Below are 18246 nucleotides of genomic sequence, written 5' to 3'. Positions count from 1 at the left end.
TGGAAGTGGCGGAGCTCCTGTCTGCCGTAGTCATTAAAACCCAAGGTGGTCGACTTGTGGTCTCAGAGTGGTGCCCCCGACTCGGAAAGTGTCACAGTCATAGTCGAGTCACTGAGACAGCACCTTATTGTCACGGGTTGGGACACAGAAGTCTGGCCTCGATGTCGGTCCGTGACCAAGCGGTGACCCGCAAGGTCACGCTTCCGCGGTGTGGACGAGCGACTCCTGCCGCCTTGCCAACATCTACAGTCGACTCAACCGGCAGGAACGACGAGGATCAGCGAAGGAGTTGAGGCATGGCGAAGACACCACGGTGGGCCGTCATCGGAGCTGGCATCATCGGAGCCGCGGTCGCCCGCGAGATCCTCACTCGCCACGACCGAGCCGACGTCACCCTCTTCGAAAAGGAGGACCGTCCGGCAGCCCACCAGACCGGCCACAACTCCGGAGTGGTCCACGCCGGTCTCTATTACGAACCCGGCAGCCTCAAGGCCACCCTGTGCCGCCGCGGCGTCGACATCATCCGCGACTTCGCCCAGGAGCACGGAGTCGCCTATGACGAATGCGGCAAGGTCGTCGTCGCCACCGACGATGTCGAAGTCGATCGCCTCCACGCCATCCACGACCGCGCCCGGGCCAACGGTGTGCCCGACATCGCTCTGCTCGAGCGCGATGGCCTGCGCGAAATCGAACCGAACGCCGAAGGCCTCGCAGCACTTCACTCACCCCACACCGCAATCATCGACTACTCCGGACTCACCGACGCTCTCGTCGCCGACTTCCGCGCCCACGGCGGCCGCGTGCGCTTCTCCACCCCGGTGAAGTCCGTCGATCACCGAGGCGGCTCCACCGCCCGTGACACTGCCATCGTCCGCACGCCGGTCGATGCCCAGGAATACGACCACGTCATCGTCTGCGCCGGGCTCCAATCCGACCGCCTCGCCGCCCGCTCCGGACAGGCCCGCACACCGACCGTGGTGCCCTTCTTCGGCCAATACTTCATCCTCGATGCCGCACACAGCGATGCCGTCAAGGGACTCATCTACCCCGTACCCGACCCGAAGTATCCCTTCCTCGGCGTCCACGTGACCCGGCGCATCGACGGCGGACTGATGATCGGGCCCAACGCCTTCCTCTCTTTCTCCCGCGAAGGCTACCGAGGCCTCGGCCTCAACATCCCCGATTCCCTGGGCGTGGCCGCCGACCCCGGATTCTGGCGCTTCGCCGCCGGCAATATGGCCACCGCTGTACGTGAACTCCCAGGCGTGCTCTCCATCGAGAGATTCGTCGCCGAGGCGGCTCGCTACGTCCCCTCCCTCGCCGGGGCCGACGGTCACCGCGCCACCCGCGGAATCCGCGCCCAGGCGATGAATCGGGACGGAACACTCGTCGATGATTTCGTCATCGACCGGGCGGGAGCCACGATGTTCGTCAGGAACGCGCCCTCCCCGGGAGCCACCTCGGCGCTGGCCATTGCCGAACACCTCGTGGGCATCGTCGACGGCCAGCGATGACGGTGCCGGGCGTCGACGACGAAGGGCCGCCTACCCGACCGTGAGGACGGGGAGGCGGCCCGAAGATCAGAGTGGCTGCTCAGCCGCAGCGACTCACTTGGGTGTGCGGGTCTCTGCGCTGATGAACCAGGCCTGCTGCTCAAGCTGAGCGATATAGCTGTGGAAGATGTCGGCGGTCGTCGGATCCGCCGAGTCGACCTCGTCATGGCAGTCGCGCATCGAAGCCACGGTCGCTTCGATCGACGCGACCATGTGATCGATGGCGTCGTGGGTGCTGATCTCTCCGTTCGGGAACTCCGGCAGACCGGTCTGTTCGGCGATCACTGCAGGGCGACCGTCAGGGGAGGCGTGGAGAGCCCTCATACGCTCGGCGATCTCATCGCTGCCGGCACGGGCCACGTCTGTGACCTCGTCGAGGTTGAGGTGGAGGTCACGGAAGTTCGTGCCCACGATATTCCAATGGGCCTGCTTGGCCGTGAGGCTGAGCGCGATGAAGTCGACAAGAACCGTCTGGAGGTTCTTGGTCAGGGCATCAGAGGCGATGAAACCCTTCTCGGCGTTCTCGCGAGCGGTCTTCTCTGAGCCGTGGGGATCGGGAACGGTCACTGACTGTGTCATGATTCTTGCTCCAATCTCTCCGGTTACGGGTGAATCCGGAGTCTGTTGCCACCATAACGCCGCCCGGGGTGGGACGTAACCCCCGTCAGGCCGTGCCGGTCTCCTCGTCCTGGGCGGTGTAGACGCGGGAGCGCAGCCGTTGGGCGTGAGTGAGGTTCTTGAGGTCGATGTCGCTGTCGAAGCTCGACCCGAGTGCGCCGGCTACGACGCCCATCGCGGCGCTCAGCCACGCGATGTCGAGGTAGTTCGTCAAGCGGGCTTCGGGCCGGTGGATCGTCTGCGCCATGAAATCGGGGTCGATGACGATGAGTCCACCGGCGAGGATGCCGATGACCAGCAAGGCATAGAGCCCGGTGACACAGATGATGAGTGTGAGCACGGTGGAGAGGTTGTAGTAGAAGACGACTTGAGCCAGGCGCTCATTGACAGGACGGTCCCAGAGCCGATTGATCGTGATCAGCCAACCGACCATGACAGCGATGGCGATGGCACCGATCGAGATGAGACGGGCGGTCGAGAGGTGATGGGACATCTGCCAGATGGAGCTGTAGAAGATGCCGAACGCACCCGTCGCTGCCGCTGCGGCCATGGCCCGGGAGAGTTTGCGCGACATCCGCAGCGGCTCGTTGGCCATGGTCATGCCCAGCACGAGGCGAGTCCCGCCGGTGAAGGTGTGAGCGTGGAGGGTGCGGCGGCCCGATTCGGCCCGACTCGACCACTGGCCCCAACGAGGAAGGCGACGTGACTTCGCGGGCAGATGGCCGTCGGGCAGGAGCTGATTGACGCAGCTCATATAGATCTTCAGCAGGCGGCGCTTCGTCGTCACAGCGCCGAGGGTGGGGCAGGAGATCACAGCGATGTTGCGGTCCGGCAGGACCTCGGCGATGAGCGGTTTGCCCTGGGTATGGCGCGGGATGTCCGTGAGCATGATGACGAGGTCCGCTGCGGGAAAGCGGTCGACGATCGCATCGAGGGTCGACAACTCCAGCCGATGGTCGGCCTGGACACGCAGCGCCTCAGTGCACACGTCGACGGTCACCTCTGACTCGAAATCCTGTCGGAGGAGTTCGGCGAACTCGTCCTTGAGCGAGGCCACTCGCCGGCTCGGCGGACCGGGATCGCAGATGAGGAGGGCATGCATTTTCCCACTGTGGCAGGGCCGGTTCGGTCTGGCCAGGGCGACGGCGAATTCCGACGCTTTCCACACGGCTCATTCAGGTCGTCGGGTCGATGGCAGTGTGGCGAACACGTATTCTGATATCGCAGATGTTCTGATGTCGAGGATTCGACGGATGAGCTCGAGTCGACGAGATGAAGGAGGACGCGGTCAATGGCAGTTCTGGTGACCGGAGGAGCAGGCTACATCGGTTCGCACGTGGTGCGGCTGCTCACCGAACGCGGTGACGATGTGTTCGTCGTCGACGACTACTCCACAGGCATCGCGGCCCGAGTCGATGGTCTGCCCGTCGTTGACCTCGACCTGGCCGCAGCCGATGCGACCGACCGCCTCGCCGCCGCCATCGAGGAGCACCAGGTCGATTCGATCATCCACTTCGCCGCGAAGAAGCAGGTCGGCGAATCCGTCGAAGAACCGGTCATGTACTACCGGCAGAACATCGGCGGCCTGACGAACATCCTCGCCGCCGTAGAGCGCTCCGGCATCGAGTCGCTCGTCTTCTCCTCCTCGGCCGCGACCTACGGCATGCCCGATGTCGACATGGTGCCTGAGGATCTCACCTGCCGTCCGATCAACCCCTACGGCCAGACCAAGCTCATCGGCGAGTGGATGATCGACAACCAGATCACCGCCTCGCAGATGCGGGGAACGACGTTCAATGCCGTGAAGCTGCGCTACTTCAATGTCGCTGGTGCAGGTTGGCCCGAACTCGCCGACACCGCGGTCATGAACCTCATCCCGATCGTGCTCGGCCGACTCGCCGACGGCAAGGCGCCGATCATCTTCGGGGACGACTACGCCACCCCGGATGGCACCTGCATCCGCGACTACGTCCACGTCAAAGACCTCGCCGAAGCCCATATCGCGGCGCTGGACTACATGAAGGCCGGCGGCACCACGGAGACCGTGTTCAACGTCGGCACCGGAACCGGGGCGTCGGTGAAGGAAGTCATCGACACCATCGCCGAGGTGACCGGCCGTGACATCGTCCCCGACATGGGCGAGCGTCGCGCCGGAGACCCGCCGGCCCTCGTCGCCGACGTCTCCCGGATCCAGGCCCTGCTGAGTTGGAAAGCCGAATTCGGTCTGGAGGAGATCGTCCGCAGTGCCGTCGAAGCCGCGGGGATGCTGCCTGGGCAGAAGTAGACGGCGCGTAGAAGGGCAGGACTGATGGTTCCGGACCCGGTCTCAGCAGCGCTTGACTGGGTCCGAGCACGTTCCGCGGCAGGGCAGGATCTGCCATCCCGTGCGCGTGTGGCACTGCATTTCCATCCCGGTGATGCTGTCTCGGAGACCGGAGTGCTCGCGTCGATTCTCGCTCAGGGGCGGTATGTGTCCCAGTTCGTCACGGGAACGAGCAACGGCGGTCTGACTGCCTTTCCCGGCGGTGACCGGTGGCACTGGGAGCAGAGGATATTCGGCGGAGCCTATGACCATGTGGAAGTGCAGCATCGACCGGTCTATGGAGCTCTTGACCTCGACGGCGATCCCTATGGCCCGGCACCTCGATTTGGGTCGGCCCACCTGCGTCTTCGCCCGGAGACTCTTGCTCGGGCGACCTTTGCCTATCCGGACAGCACATTCGGCCCGGAAATCTTCGGCGTCGCTGACCGGATGGGACTCATTGCCGACTTTCGTCGCGACGATTCGGCCGGCGGCCCGGCTGTTACTCAAGGACGCGGTATGTCCCGCGACCGTCTCGATCACTACATCGAGGCTCATATCCACGGAGAGGTGAAGGTGCCCGAAGACGTCGAAGCGCTGGTGATCGATCCCAGCTTCGACGATCATGCGGTGCTGGAGACGGCGGACCGCTGCGGTCTCGCCGTCGAGACTCATCCGGGTTATGTCGCCGAGGTCTCCCAAATCGCCGCGCATCCGGAGTATCGGGGCCAGGACGTGGTCGAGCTTGCGCAGCGGATCGCCGAGGGTGTGGGGAGCTCAGCGCAGCTGAGACCCATCCACGTCGCGCGCGCCCGACGGGCGTGGGATCTCGACGGGCAGCAGATCAAGAAGGTCTGGCACTGCCTCGCGCGATTCGGCCGGACCTGGTGAGACCACGCTGTCACTCAGCGGATTTCATCTCGCTTTCGACGACCCATTTGTGGTTCGTCATCTCCATCTCATCTGTCTTCAGGTCGACCATGTAGACGGTCTCGTCGGTCGCTGAGTCGATGGTCGCCTCGGCGCCCTTCATACCGGGCATATGGTCGGCATTGACGGTGACCTTCGCGCCCGTCTTCAGCGGCGCTTTGTTCGGGTCCTCAAGCTCTTCGTGGACGACCCACTTGTGGTCCTTGACCGGACCTCCACCGTCGGTCGGCGTGTAGCTGATCGAATAGGTTGTCGTGTCGAACGCGCCGGAGACGGTTGCCTCGGCGTCCTTCATCCCCGGCATGTGATCGGCAGAGAGAACGACTGTGTCGCCGACGTCGAATTTGGGGTCGGCGGCCTTCGTGATTCCCTCGGGCGGGTCGCCGCCATCGGCTGCGTGTCCTTCGTGACCGCCTGATTCGTGTCCTGAATCGTCTTCGTGATCGGATCCGCTGGATTCGTTCGATGCGGACTCGTGACTTCCGTGGGAGCCTTCGCCGTCGGATCCCTGAGTGCCATCATTCACGGTCGAACAGCCTGCCAATGCCAGCCCGAGTGCTGCGACGACTGCCGCAAATCGGATGGTCGGTGAGAGCTTCTTCATAAGTGGTCTCCTGGTTCTGTGAGACGGCCGCGTCGGAGATCGCCCGGCGGAAGATGGGACAATTTCACGGCATCCCAGCTCGCGGACCCGCCACGCACACCCTATACCCCTGACGGGTATGATCGCCAAGACGACAGAGGTGCTCTGCACCCGTAGTGACATGGGGATATATATGAGAACGACGCGATTCGTGCTAGACGGTTTTCGTCTAGCACTTTCGTAAATTGATCTGATTTGCATCTTGCCTTGACCGGATCGCATTCATAGACTCGGCTGTCATGAACACAACCACAGTTGCTTGTGTCACGTGTAGTCCGGGAGTGCGCCGATGAGCGAAGTCAGTCTCAAGCAGTTGCGCTGTTTCCTCGCTGTGTACTCCGAAGGAAGCTTCACGAAAGCTGCCAAGTCCTTGCACATGGCACAGTCGCCGGTCAGCCAGTCTGTTGCCTCCTTGGAGCGGCACTTGGGAGAGAAACTCTTCGAGAGGAGGCCGCGTGAAGTCATCCCCACTGCCGCGGCTCGCGGGCTCTATCCCGAAGTGCTCGAGCTGCGACGCCGTGCCGATTCGCTCCCACAGCTTGCAGCCGATATGCGTGACGGGAAGAAGACTCAGCGGATCCGCCTCGGCGGTGTCAGCTCCACTTTCCCGGCCATCATCACCGGAGTGCTCGCGGCTCTCGACGACTACTCGATCGTCGTCTCCGACGGCGCCAGTTCCGACCTCACACTTGCTGTCGACAACGGGGACATCGATGCATGCCTGGTGAGGGAGTTCAGCAGCCACCGGCCCGATGAGAAGATTGCGTTCCGGGAGAAGCTGTGCGTGGCATTTCCAAATTGCCATCGGCTGGCCGGCCGCAGCGAAGTGCATGTCGGCGAGATCAGCGACGAGCCGGTCGTGTTGTTCCACCGTTCCTCTGCTCCCGTCGCATTCGACCTCGTCGCCAGCATCTTCATTGAGCACGGACGAACGATGCGCACGGTCGCACATGTGTCGAACGAGCAGGCCATCCTCGGGCTGGTCGCCGCCGGGGCGGGCATCAGCCTCGTGCCGGCATCGGTTGCCATCCAATCGTGGAGCGGTGTCGCATTCGCCTCCCTCGCCGAGGCACGGCACACGTATCCGCTGACGATCCGCACCGCGCCTGGAGACCCGTTGAAACTGTTGGACCCGCTGACCGAAGTGCTCGGCAGATGGGCGGCAGAAAACGACCTTACGCCCTGACCTTTTATCCGACCTCTCATCCACGAACCGCTTTCACAGGAGACTGCTCTCATGGAACCCACGGAATTCAGCCCCTCAGCGCTGCTCGTCGATGCCGGACTCATCGGCGGCCTGCTCGTCGTCGGCACGATCCTGCGGGCAAAGATTCCGGCGATCCAAACGATGATGATTCCTGCCGGAGTCATTGCCGGTGTGCTCGGTCTGGTGTTCGGCCCCAATGTTCTCGGCTGGCTGCCGTTTTCGGACCAGCTCGGCGAATACACCTCACTGCTCATCGTCCTGGTCTTCGCCTGCCTGGCAATGACCAGCGACTTCAACATCCTCAAAATCGGGCGATCGGTCGCCGGTTTCGCGAGCTACGGTGTCCTCATCTACGCCGCGCAGACGGCCATCGGCATGGGGCTGGTCCTGCTGGTCCTCGGTCCGCTGTTCGGGGCACCTGATCATGTCGGGCTGCTGCTGTTCGCCGGCTGGGCCGGTGGCTTCGGTTCAGCAGCGGCGATCGGTACGGTATTCGCTGATTCCGGAGACCCTGCCGTGCAGTCCCTCGCGTTCACCGCAGCGACAGTCGGTCTGCTCGTCGGAGTCGTCGGCGGTATCATCCAGGCGAAGTACGGTGCAGTGAAGGGATACGCCCGTGAGTTCTCCGGCCTCGACACGGTGCCCGCCGAGTTGCGGACCGGAATCCTCGACGACAACGTCGAGCAGCCTGCGATCGGTACGCACAAATTCTCCGGCAGCGCCATCGAATCGTTGACGTTCCAAGCCGGAATCGTCGCCGGGATGTCTGCGGCGGCCTACGGAATCAACGTCACCCTCGGCGAACTCATTCCTTCTGTGGCATTCCCACTGTTCTCAATCGCGTTCCTTGTCGGCCTCGTGCTCCGGGCTTTGCTGTCCGCGACGTCGACGACGAAGTTCATCGACAAGGACACCCAGAGTTCCATCTCCGGATCTGCGACTGACGTCCTCATGGTGTGCGGGATCGCCTCAGTAGTGCCGAGCTTCGTCGTCGACCAATGGCTCTCACTTCTCATTCTCTTCGTCGTCGGTCTGGCCCTGTGCCTGTTCCTGGGCCTGTGGGTCGCCCCGCGGGTAATGGAAGACGGGTGGTTTGAACGGCAGCTCTTCACCTGGGGCTGGGCGACAGGGGCGGTCGCCACGGGCATCGCTTTGTTGCGCATCGTCGATCCGAAACTCAAATCTCGCACCCTTGAGGACTTCTCGCTGGCGTATCTCCCGGTCATCCCGGTAGAAGTCACCGCCGTGACGTTCGCTCCATTGCTGGTCATCGCCGGCGCCTCGTGGGCAGTTGTGGGAATCTGGGGTGCGATCACCGTCGTCGCTGTCGCCGCAGCGCTCGTCGTTGTCGCAGGCAACAGACGCAGCCGGATCCAGGTGTGATGCGCCCGCGAGAGTGACCAATCACCCAACCACTTCTTGAGGAGAACAGCTTTGACTCACCACATCGTCATCGGAGCAGGGCTGGCCGGTGCCGCAGCCGCGTATTCGCTGACCGCGCGCGGCGAGGACGTCACTGTGCTCGAACGGCATACCCCGGCCAACGACCGTGGCAGCTCCCATGGTTCGGCCCGCATCTTCCGCTACGCCTACCCCGACCGGCTCTACACCGAACTGGTCGTGAGATCCCGGGAACTCTGGTCCCAGGTCGAAGCCGAAGCCGGCACCGAGCTCATCTCCGTCACCGGTGCGATCGACCACGGCGACGTCCGGCACACCGCCGAACTCGCCGAGATCTTCGACGCCGTCGGAGTCGCTCACGAAATCCTCGACCCCGCAGAGGCCGCCGAACGCTGGCCGCAGTTCGCGTTCGATACCGAGGTTCTCTTCCACCCCGACGCCGGCGTCATCGACGCCGAAACCACCGTGAACACCCTGCTCGACCTGGCGTCGGCCACCGGGCACGCACGGGTCCGCACGGATTGGACAGTCGCCGAGGTGACCCGACGTTCCGCGGGAGGGTTCAGAGTCACCTCGGCGACGGGGGAATCCGTCGAAGGGGGCCGCGTCATCGTCGCTGCCGGCGGATGGCTGCCCGCCCTCCTCGGCGATCTTGGCCTTCCTGAGGGATTCCTCTCTGCGCTGCCGCGTTTCGAAGTGCGGCAGGAACAGGCCTTCCACATGCCCTACCGCGACGCCGACGAATCGGGACTGCCGCGCACATCCTGGCCGACGTTCATCCACAAGTCCTCCGAGATCTTCACCTACGGCCTGCCGGGCGGCAGGGATGCCGGATCCACCGGCCAGAAACTCGCCCAATTCAACGGTGGGAAGGTGATCGGTTCGGCTCTTGACCAGGACGGACAGATCACCGAGGAGATGCGGACCCGGATGATCGACTATGCGAAGCGGAACCTGCCGGGACTCATTCCGGAACCGTATGCGGAGACCACGTGCCTGTTCACGAACACCCCGAACGAGGATTTCGTCATCGACGAGGTCGACGGGCTCGTCATCGTCTCCGCGTGTTCGGGGCACGGGGCGAAGTTCGCGCCGCTCCTCGGCGAATTTGCGGCCGACCTCGCCACGGGCGCCGACGATGTTCCGGATCGGTTCCGGTCGGGCGGCGCTACCAGGTGATCTGCCGGCGACGGGGTGGGTCAGCGCTTTGACGCGATGATGAGATGCCGCGTCGAATGGGCGACGAAGGGGTCGCCTCGGCGCATCCGGGCATCGAGCTCACGCAGCTGCGGCTCATAGCTTTCGACGCTGAAGTCGGGAACCCACCACGGGCACTTGCGCAGGATCCACACGACGGCCCCGACGTCGTAGAACTCCATGCGGCAGCGTGCGGTCCGCAGCTTGTCGATAGCGAGTCCGGCCGCCTCGGCGGCTGTGGTCTCGGCTTCGGGATCGCGGGCCTTCCGGTTCTCCGGCAGCGGCCCGAGGAAGAACTCGCTGAGGTCGAACGCCGAGGCGGGGCCGACGTGCTGGGCGAGGTAGGTGCCGCCGGGCACGAGCACGCGGGCGATCTCCGACCACACGGGCGTGACCGGATGACGCGAACTGACGAGGTCGAAGCTGCCGTTGGCGAAGGGCAGGCTGTGCGGGCCCGCCTCGACGACATCGACCCCGCGCGGACCGAGCCGGTGCCGGGCGATGGCGACGTTCGGGGCGTAGGACTCGGTGACGGCCATGCGGGCAGGCAGGACCGGTGCCTCGTCGATGACCTCTCCGCCGCCGGTGTCGATGTCGAGGGCCGCGGTCGCCGTCGACAGGCGGCGGGCGAGCAGTGTCGCGTAGCCCCACGGCGGACGCTCTTCGGTGGCGCGCCAGTCGAGCCAATCGAAACCCCACCCGGAGATATCGGCGGACCGGGCTTCGGCGACGAGTTCGTCGAATGTGCGCATGAGGCCATCCTGCCGCATTGGATTGTCGGGTGTACAGGTGATGCCGGTCTGCGGACACCCGCACGCAATCAGGTTTCGGGCACCGCGTCGGCAGTCGGGATCGGCGCTCGCGAAATGATCAATGGAACCTTCGCGTTATGTTCAGTCGGACACTCAGCGGAGGGCCACCTCGGCGAGGGAATGCTTCGGTGTACGGACCCCGGCTGACATTGCGCGAATTCTCGGTTCGGAGGTGGTCACAAAACGGACCATAAGCGGCATGATGGCCTTATGACCACAGATATGGATATTGCGCTCAGCGCCGAGCTCGATCCCATCGTCGACATCGCCGCTGGGCTGGGTCTCGACGCGCAGGACATCATTCCCCACGGATGGACGAAGGCGAAGGTGCCGATCGACGTCCTCGACGAGGCTTCGGCCGGCGCCGAGGATGGACGACTCATCCTCGTCACGGCCATGAGTCCGACCCCGGCCGGGGAGGGCAAGACGACGACGAGCATCGGCCTGGCCGACGGGCTCAACGAACTCGCACGGTCGAAACCAGAGGTCGGCAAGGCCGTGCTTGCGCTGCGGGAGCCGAGCATGGGCCCGGTCTTCGGAATGAAGGGCGGGGCGGCCGGCGGCGGATACGCCCAGGTCGTGCCGATGGAGGACATCAACCTCCACTTCACCGGGGACTTCGCGGCCATCGCAGCGGCGAACAACCTCGCCGCGACGATGCTCGACAACCACATCCACTTCGGCAACGAGCTCGACGTCGACCCGCGGCGCATCCACATCCGCCGGGTCGTCGACCTCAACGATCGCGCGCTGCGCGGAGTCGTCGTCGGACTCGGGGGACTTAACGGGGGAGTGCCCCGCGAGGACGCCTTCGACATCGTGGTCGCCAGCGAGGTCATGGCCGTGTTCTGCCTGGCCACCTCGTTGGCGGACCTCAAGGAGCGGCTGGGTCGGATCGTGCTCGCGCACAGTCGCGGCCGCGAACCGATCACAGTCGTGGACATCGGGGCGGCCGGGGCGATGACGGCACTGCTGCGCAATGCTTTGGCGCCGAACCTCGTGCAGACGCTCGAGCACTCGCCGGCGTTCATCCACGGCGGCCCGTTCGCCAACATCGCGCACGGCTGCAACAGTCTGCTCGCGACGAAGGCCGGGCTGGCGCTGGGCGACTGGGTCGTCACGGAGGCCGGATTCGGTGCCGACCTCGGGGCCGAGAAGTTCCTCGACATCAAGTGTCGGACCGCGGGCATCTGGCCGTCCGCCGTGGTCGTCGTCGCGACGCTGCGGGCATTGAAGTACCACGGCGGGGTCGACGTTGCCGACGTCAACTCTTCTGATGTGACAGCGGTGATCGAGGGGATGAGCAATCTCGAGCTGCACTGTCGGAACCTCCGCGAGATCTACGGTCTGACCCCGGTCGTGTGCTTCAACCGATTCCCCACGGACACCGATGAAGAGATGGCCGCGGCGATTGCCCATTTGGATGGGGTCGGCGTCGCGGCCGTCGAGTCGACTCACTGGGCCGACGGTGGCAAGGGTGCATTGGCGCTCGCCGAGGCAGTCGTCGAGGCTGCTGGGGGCGCGGGGGCCGATGATGGTGCGGATCGGGCCACCTCGGCGAAATTCAGCTACGACCTCGACCAGCCGCTGGAAGACAAGATCCGCACCATCGCACAGCGGATCTATCAGGCGGGCGACGTCGACCTGCCGCCCGCGGTCAAGCGGAAGCTGCGTCAGTTCACCGACGAGGGGTACGGGGACGCGCCAGTGTGCATCGCGAAGACGCAGTATTCGCTGTCGACGGATGCGAGCCTGCGCGGGGCTCCGACCGGCCACATCATCGAGGTCAAAGACGTGCGGCTCTCCGCAGGAGCCGGCTTCGTCGTCGTCATCGCCGGTGACATCATGACGATGCCGGGCCTGCCGAAGGAGCCCTCGGCACTGAAGATCGACGTCACCGAAGACGGCAACATCACCGGCCTCTTCTGACCCTCAATTGCTACCCGACGGCGGCCCAGCAACCTGGCGCGAGGTTGCTGGGCCGCCGTCACGTAGCAAATAGGGGTCAGTCGGTTTTGGTTACTCGCTCGAACACTGCGTCGAGCGTTGCCGCGAGGTTCGCGCGGTTCGTCTCGTCCATCCAGTCCCGGTTGACCATTTCGTTGAGTCCGCCCGTGGTTTCGTGCGCGGCGACGAGGTCGGCGATCGGGGCTTCCGACTGGTCAAGGGTGGTGCCGAGACCGACGAATTGGCCGCGGATGAAGTGGTCGGCATCGGCCTTCTCCCAACCCTTGTCGATCAGCCACGCGGTGATCGTCTGGAGGAACGCGAAATGCGCCGACATCGTCGCGGTCACTGCGGATAGCGTGCTGAACTTCGTCTCGTCCTCGGCGGTGACCGATCCGCCGAGGACGTCGAGCAGCGCCTCGACATCGTGATCGGCGGGGAACATCGCCGTCACTCCCTTTCGCTCACGGACGGCCGGGAGCGGGATGATCCGAACGATGGTCGAGCCGTGGGGGAGGAGTGCTGCGATTTCGTCCGTCGGCACTCCGGCAACCGCGCTGACCACGGTCTTCTCTGCCGGGATGTCGAGGTCACCGAGGACGTCGGCGGCCTGCTGAGGGAGGACGGCGAGGACAATGAGGTCGCTGCGATCGACGACGTCCTGATTGCTCTCGGCCACCTCGGCGGTCTCAATTGTGTCGGCCAGGTGCCGTGCGCGCTCGGCATTGCGCGGGGAGAGCACGAACTGCAGGCCGTGCTCCGGCCGGCCGCCGTCTTCAGCGGCGGTGCCCGCGCTCAGCCCTTCGACCATCGCCGAGGCGATCTCTCCGACTCCGATGAATCCGATCGTGCTCATATGGTCCTCCTGCAGGTGACGTAGCTTCCGTCTCGCATTGTTCCATCAGGAACGGAACGCCACCAGTCTGTCCGCTCCCGACCGAGAGCGGGAGCCGCCTCGGCGGGGGATCGGGCGTGTACATCACTCGAAACTGTGCAGGACAACCTCGGCGACGGCTTCGACCAGGGCCGCACCCTCATCGGAATCCGGGTCATCGGACTCCGTGAGCACGGACATGACGATCGGGTCCTTCCCGGGAGGTGTCACGACGGCGACGTCGTTCTGGATGCCGTCGGAGTGGCCGGACTTGTCTCTGACCGTCCACCCGTCGGGAGCCCCGGCGCGGATGAGGGGGTCTCCGGTCGCGTTGTCCGACATCCACTCCAGCAGCAGTTCTCTGTCATCGGTCGACAGTCGTGCGGGATCGAGCAGCCCTGCAAGATTCGCGGTGAAGGCGTCCGGCGTCGTCGTGTTGTCGGAACTGTCCGGCTCGACGACGTTGAGTTCCGGCTCCTCGTCGACGACCTCGGTGATCGGGTCGCCGGCGTCCTCCAGTGCCGCATCGAGTCCTTCGGGGCCGTCGATCTCGTCGAGCACGATGTTCATCGCGGCATTGTCGCTGACGCGCAGTGCGCTTTCGGCTACGTCGGCAAGGGGCAGACCATCGTCGACATGCTTCTCGGTCACGGGGGTCCAACCAGCCCGGTCGACGTCAGCCTGTGACCAGGTCACTCGTCTGTCGAGTTCTTCGGGCGTGGTGCGGTCGAGCAGCTCGGCGACAGCGAAGACCTTGAGCGACGAGGCGAAGCCGAAGCGCTCGCCTGCTCGATGGTCGACCGTGGTGCCGTCGGCGGTATCGATGGCGCTCACCCCGACTCTTGCGGCGAATTCCTCTTCGAGGGATTCGAGTTCCGCGGTGAGCTCGTGATGTTCGGACTGGTCGGGACTCGGAGTCTGTGCGGCACCGGCCTCCGCCGAATCGGCGCTGGGAGTGCAGCCGGCGGCAACGGCGACTGCCAGAGTCATTACGGACAGCGGTTTCCATGCTGGAGTGTGCATCGGATCGGTCCATTCACTCGTCGGGACACGTCTTTGATCGGGACATGTCATCGGGTCGGTGCTGCCGCCTCGTCAGGTCTGATCGGCGACAACTCATCTGGGCGAGCAGGCGGGCGCGAAGCTGCTCTAGTGCTGTTCGATGACCTTCTTGATGGCGCGGAGAGTCTCGGGGATACCCGTCCGCGCAGCCGAGGTTCTCTCGGCGATCTCCTCGGCGGCGTGGTCTCCGTACTTCTCGACGAAGAATTCCTGCCCCTCGGGAAGGAATTCCCAGGATTCGGTGAGCAGTGTGCCGCCTGCCGCTTCCTCCACGCTATACGTCCAGTGGACTCGACCAGGTCCCACGCTCCATCCGAACGCGCGGCCCTCATCAGCGACGACGACCTGGCTGCGGGTCTGCCACTCGCGATCCGCAGTGACGTTGCGACCGGTGAACCAGGCGCCGACATGCGGGCTGTCGCCTTCATCCCACCAGCACTCTCGGCAGATCGGCGACCATTCGCCGGTTCGGGTGACGTCGGCAACTGTCGCATAGACGGTGGCAGGATCAGCGTCGATGCGGATGGAATCGGCGAAGGTGAGAGATTCGGTCATGTCGGCCAGTCTAACGACTTGGTCGTACGCCACCGCCCTGAGAACTTTCACCGGTCAGCGCCGTGCGTGAACCGCTGCCGGCGGACGCTCGTCCTACACGCGGTGGTGTAACCGCCCGCAGGAACGGGGTGATGCAGTGCTGACGGCGGAAACTTGATGGCTGCAACCCGACGGCGGCCCAGCAACCTGGCGCGAGGTTGCTGGGCCGCCGTCAGGTAGTAAGAGGGGTCAGAAGCTGGGGAGGACCGAGCCGTCGGACCACTTGTCCTCGATGAACTTCTTCACCTCGGGGGAGTGGAGGAGGTCGTCGAGCTTCTTGATGTTCTCGTCGTCCTTGTTCGCGGTGCGAGCGGCGAGGAAGTTGCCGTACGGGTTGTCCTCGGCCTTCTCCAGCAGGATGCCGTCCTTGGCCGGGGACAGGCCTGCCTCAAGGGCGTTGTTGCCGTTGATCACCGAGGCGTCGACGTCCTCGAGGGTGCGAGCCAGCTGGGCGGCGTCAGCCTCGACGAACTTCACATTCTTCGGGTTGTCCTCGACATCGGAGAGTTTCGCATCGACCGCGTCGACTCCGTCCTTGAGGGTGATGAGCTTCGCCTCCTCGAGCATCTTCAGCGCCCGGCCCTGGTTGGACGGGTCGTTGTTGATGCCGATCTTCGCGTTCTTCGGGATGTCCTTGACGTCTTTGATGTCCTTCGAGAACAGCGCGAAGGGCTCGAGGTTGATGGGTTCGAAGCCGGTGATCTCGTAGCCCTGGCCCTCGACCTCGGAATCGAGGTACGGCTTGTGCTGGAAGTAGTTCGCGTCGATGTCACCGTCGTTGAGCGCCTTGTTCGGCAGCGTGTAGTCGGTGTACTCCTTGACCTCGATGTCGAGGCCGGCATCCTCGGCGAGGTTCTCCTGCACGAAGTTGAGGATGTCGCCCTGCGGGACCGGGGTCGCACCCACGGTGAGCTTCGTGAGGTCGCCGTCCTTCTCGCCGACGGAATCGGTGCCGCCGCCGACGAGTCCGCAGCCCGAGAGCAGCAGGGTCGCGCTGGCTGCGATCGCGATGAGCTTGGTCTTCATGGTTCTCCTTGATGTGTTGTGTGTGTCGTGGAGTGGTGCGGTGCGAGGTCAAGTGGGTTGAGATTGTCGAATTCGTAGCCGATCCGAGCAATCTGTACCCACTTAACGCGGAAGATTGCCGGATAACCCGCCGAGGCGGCTCATCGGTGGTCGACCGCGCGGGCCAGCCGATCGCCGATGAACTGGATGAGCGTGACGATGAGGACGAGGACGATGATGCAGGCGATCATCGTGTCCGCCTGGTAGCGCTGGTAGCCGTACGAGATCGCCAATGCGCCCAGGCCGCCGCCGCCGACGGCGCCGGCCATCGCGGTGTAGGACACCAACGTCACCGAGGTGACCGTGGCGGCCCCGATGAGACCGGGCTTGGCCTCGGGGACGTAGACCTGACGGATGACCTGACCGTTCGAGGCACCCATCATCAGGGCCGCTTCGACCTTGCCCTCGGAGACCTCACGCAGGGAGTTCTCGACCAGACGGGCGTAGAACGGGATCGCCCCGATCGTCAGAGAGACCACGGTCGCCTGCCAGCCGAGTGCGGATCCGACGACGAACCGGGCGAAGGGGATGAGGGCGATGATGAGGATGATGAAGGGGATCGAACGGGTGACGTCGACGATGAAGGACAGCACCCGGTAGACGAACTGGTTCGAGTTCAGTCCGCCCTTCGACGCGGTGAACAGCCAGATGCCCAACGGCAGTCCGAAGAGCACGGCGAGCCCGGTCGACCACGCCGTCATGAGCAGGGTTTCGACGGCAGCAGGCCACATCTGATCGGTGATCGCGGGGTTGTCGAACCATGTGGGATCGTTCATCAGGCTGCCTCCTCCGCATAGATGCCATCGGCTTTCAGGGCGCTGATCAGCCCGTTCGACTGGTCGGCCGAGCTCACGGTGAAGCGCAGCCGGCCGATCTGACGACCCTCGACCGTCTCCACGGCCCCGGCGAGGATCGCCTCGGCGCTCACTCCGGCCTTCTGTGCCGCGGTGAGCACGGTGGGCAGGTCGGTGCCGGCCAGGGACACCTCGACGAGGCGGCCCTCCGAATCGTCGATGCCGACCGGAGGCAGCGGAACGAGGTCCTTCGCCAGTGCCGATCCGGGTTCGGAGAGCACCTCGGCGAGCTTCCCCGTCTTGGCCACGCGGCCGTCGGCGAGCAGCGTCACGGAATCGCAGATCTCGCGGACGACGGACATCTCGTGGGTGATGATGAGGACGGTGATGCCCAAGCGGTCGCGCAGGGAGCGGATGAGGCCGAGGATCTGATCCGTCGTCGAGGCATCCAGCGCCGAGGTGGGCTCATCGCACAGCAGCACCTTCGGCTCCGCGGCCAGCGCTCGAGCGATGCCTACGCGCTGCTTCTGTCCGCCGGAGAGCTGAGCGGGATAGTTGTCGACGCGGTCACCGAGGCCGACGAAGTCGAGGAGTTCCCGAGCCTTGGCCAGGCGTTCGGCTTTGCCGATGCCGGCGATCTTGAGCGGCTGGGCGACGTTGTGCAGCGCGGTGCGCGAATCGAGGAGGTTGACGTGCTGGAAGACCATGCCGATGTTGCGGCGGGCCTCGCGCAGACCGGCGCCGGACCGGTTGGTCAGGTCGACGCCGTCGATGGAGACCGCTCCCGAAGTGGGGGAGTCGAGTCCGGTCAGGCAGCGGATGAGCGTGGACTTGCCTGCGCCCGAGCGGCCGACGATGCCGTGGATCTCTCCGGCCGGGACCGAGAGGTCGATCTCCTCCAGGGCGACGGTGTCTCCGAACACCTTCCGCAGTGCGCGCAGCTCGATCACAGGCGCCTCCTCGTGTGGTTGGTCAGCGCCGCGCACGGTGGTGGGCGGCGGATGAAGGGGGATGAGTCGGCCTACGATCCAGTAATGCCGACGATTCAGGATGCCAAGGAATTCCAGGATGCTCACAGGCGGATGTCATAAATCGACGCACAACCGAACGATCGTGATGAACGACTCACCCGAATCGCCTGACCGGAGGGTGCCAACTCGTCCACGCGAAGTGCGCCAATCGTCCGCACGAAGGGTGTTGCCGTCCCCGCGCGATGGGAACATACTCACCGTCCCCGCGACCTCACC

General features: G+C 64.7%; 17 protein-coding genes. 7 read left to right on the top strand and 10 right to left on the bottom strand.

Annotated elements, in window-relative coordinates; translation table 11 throughout:
* The first annotated feature begins 296 nt into the window (after nucleotides 1-296).
* Nucleotides 297-1514 carry an L-2-hydroxyglutarate oxidase gene (gene lhgO, locus J9314_RS14340; protein ID WP_210603032.1) on the top strand — a complete coding sequence of 406 codons (1218 nt, stop codon included), beginning with the start codon at nucleotides 297-299 and terminating at the stop codon, nucleotides 1512-1514.
* A gap of 93 nt (nucleotides 1515-1607) precedes the next feature.
* Here the strand turns inward: lhgO and J9314_RS14335 are convergent, their stop codons facing one another.
* Together J9314_RS14335 and J9314_RS14330 are read right to left on the bottom strand one after the other, a co-directional pair.
* A complete protein-coding gene (locus J9314_RS14335; protein ID WP_210603031.1) occupies nucleotides 1608-2132 on the bottom strand; it encodes a Dps family protein in 525 nt (174 codons plus the stop codon).
* Between the two features lie 85 nt (nucleotides 2133-2217).
* The gene (locus J9314_RS14330; RefSeq protein WP_210603030.1) at nucleotides 2218-3273 is read right to left on the bottom strand and encodes a hypothetical protein; all 1056 of its coding nucleotides are present in this window, start codon (nucleotides 3271-3273) and stop codon (nucleotides 2218-2220) included.
* A 189-nt stretch (nucleotides 3274-3462) separates the two neighbouring features.
* Here J9314_RS14330 and galE point away from each other — a divergent pair, with 189 nt between their 5' ends.
* Together galE and J9314_RS14320 are read left to right on the top strand one after the other, a co-directional pair.
* Nucleotides 3463-4455 (top strand): UDP-glucose 4-epimerase GalE, encoded by a 993-nt coding sequence (gene galE / locus J9314_RS14325; protein WP_210603029.1) that lies wholly within the window; start codon nucleotides 3463-3465, stop codon nucleotides 4453-4455.
* Between the two features lie 24 nt (nucleotides 4456-4479).
* Nucleotides 4480-5364, top strand: a complete 885-nt coding sequence (locus J9314_RS14320) for a DUF3626 domain-containing protein (protein WP_210603028.1) — start codon at nucleotides 4480-4482, stop codon at nucleotides 5362-5364.
* 10 nt (nucleotides 5365-5374) lie between these two features.
* Here J9314_RS14320 and J9314_RS14315 read toward each other — a convergent pair whose 3' ends face one another.
* Nucleotides 5375-6007 (bottom strand): YdhK family protein, encoded by a 633-nt coding sequence (locus J9314_RS14315; protein ID WP_210603027.1) that lies wholly within the window; start codon nucleotides 6005-6007, stop codon nucleotides 5375-5377.
* Nucleotides 6008-6335: 328 nt separating this feature from the next.
* On the opposite strand from J9314_RS14315, the gene J9314_RS14310 reads away from it, so the two are divergent.
* Genes J9314_RS14310 through J9314_RS14300 form a run of 3 tightly spaced genes read left to right on the top strand, consistent with a single transcriptional unit; the run spans nucleotide 6336 to nucleotide 9833 of the window.
* Entirely contained in the window at nucleotides 6336-7232 is an 897-nt protein-coding gene (locus J9314_RS14310) for a LysR family transcriptional regulator (protein WP_210603026.1), read from the top strand.
* A gap of 51 nt (nucleotides 7233-7283) precedes the next feature.
* The gene (locus J9314_RS14305; RefSeq protein ID WP_210603025.1) at nucleotides 7284-8636 is read left to right on the top strand and encodes a sodium/glutamate symporter; all 1353 of its coding nucleotides are present in this window, start codon (nucleotides 7284-7286) and stop codon (nucleotides 8634-8636) included.
* Between the two features lie 51 nt (nucleotides 8637-8687).
* The gene (locus J9314_RS14300) at nucleotides 8688-9833 is read left to right on the top strand and encodes an FAD-dependent oxidoreductase (protein ID WP_210603024.1); all 1146 of its coding nucleotides are present in this window, start codon (nucleotides 8688-8690) and stop codon (nucleotides 9831-9833) included.
* A gap of 20 nt (nucleotides 9834-9853) precedes the next feature.
* On the opposite strand, the gene J9314_RS14295 is transcribed toward J9314_RS14300, so the two are convergent.
* Nucleotides 9854-10603: a class I SAM-dependent methyltransferase gene (locus tag J9314_RS14295; RefSeq protein WP_210603023.1), complete on the bottom strand. Its 750-nt coding sequence runs from the start codon at nucleotides 10601-10603 to the stop codon at nucleotides 9854-9856.
* 270 nt (nucleotides 10604-10873) lie between these two features.
* Here J9314_RS14295 and J9314_RS14290 point away from each other — a divergent pair, with 270 nt between their 5' ends.
* A complete protein-coding gene (locus J9314_RS14290) occupies nucleotides 10874-12592 on the top strand; it encodes a formate--tetrahydrofolate ligase (protein ID WP_210603022.1) in 1719 nt (572 codons plus the stop codon).
* A 76-nt stretch (nucleotides 12593-12668) separates the two neighbouring features.
* Here J9314_RS14290 and J9314_RS14285 read toward each other — a convergent pair whose 3' ends face one another.
* The 6 genes from J9314_RS14285 to J9314_RS14260 all read right to left on the bottom strand — a co-directional run bounded on the left by J9314_RS14285 (nucleotide 12669) and on the right by J9314_RS14260 (nucleotide 17949).
* The gene (locus tag J9314_RS14285; protein ID WP_210603021.1) at nucleotides 12669-13466 is read right to left on the bottom strand and encodes an NAD(P)-binding domain-containing protein; all 798 of its coding nucleotides are present in this window, start codon (nucleotides 13464-13466) and stop codon (nucleotides 12669-12671) included.
* 123 nt (nucleotides 13467-13589) lie between these two features.
* A complete protein-coding gene (gene bla / locus J9314_RS14280; RefSeq protein ID WP_210603020.1) occupies nucleotides 13590-14474 on the bottom strand; it encodes a class A beta-lactamase in 885 nt (294 codons plus the stop codon).
* A gap of 159 nt (nucleotides 14475-14633) precedes the next feature.
* On the bottom strand, nucleotides 14634-15101 hold the full coding sequence (locus J9314_RS14275; protein WP_210603019.1) for an SRPBCC family protein: 468 nt from the start codon (nucleotides 15099-15101) through the stop codon (nucleotides 14634-14636).
* Between the two features lie 228 nt (nucleotides 15102-15329).
* On the bottom strand, nucleotides 15330-16166 hold the full coding sequence (locus tag J9314_RS14270) for a MetQ/NlpA family ABC transporter substrate-binding protein (RefSeq protein ID WP_210603018.1): 837 nt from the start codon (nucleotides 16164-16166) through the stop codon (nucleotides 15330-15332).
* Nucleotides 16167-16306: 140 nt separating this feature from the next.
* Nucleotides 16307-16981 (bottom strand): methionine ABC transporter permease, encoded by a 675-nt coding sequence (locus J9314_RS14265; RefSeq protein WP_210603017.1) that lies wholly within the window; start codon nucleotides 16979-16981, stop codon nucleotides 16307-16309.
* Nucleotides 16981-17949: a methionine ABC transporter ATP-binding protein gene (locus J9314_RS14260; RefSeq protein WP_210603016.1), complete on the bottom strand. Its 969-nt coding sequence runs from the start codon at nucleotides 17947-17949 to the stop codon at nucleotides 16981-16983. Before J9314_RS14260 ends, J9314_RS14265 begins: the two co-directional genes overlap by 1 nt.
* Between the last annotated feature and the right edge of the window lie 297 nt (nucleotides 17950-18246).

The organism is Brevibacterium oceani, from assembly GCF_017948325.1.
GTDB classification, from domain to species: domain Bacteria; phylum Actinomycetota; class Actinomycetes; order Actinomycetales; family Brevibacteriaceae; genus Brevibacterium; species Brevibacterium oceani.
Note: the sequence above shows the minus strand (reverse complement) of the source record. Positions and strands in the feature narration are given on the sequence as shown.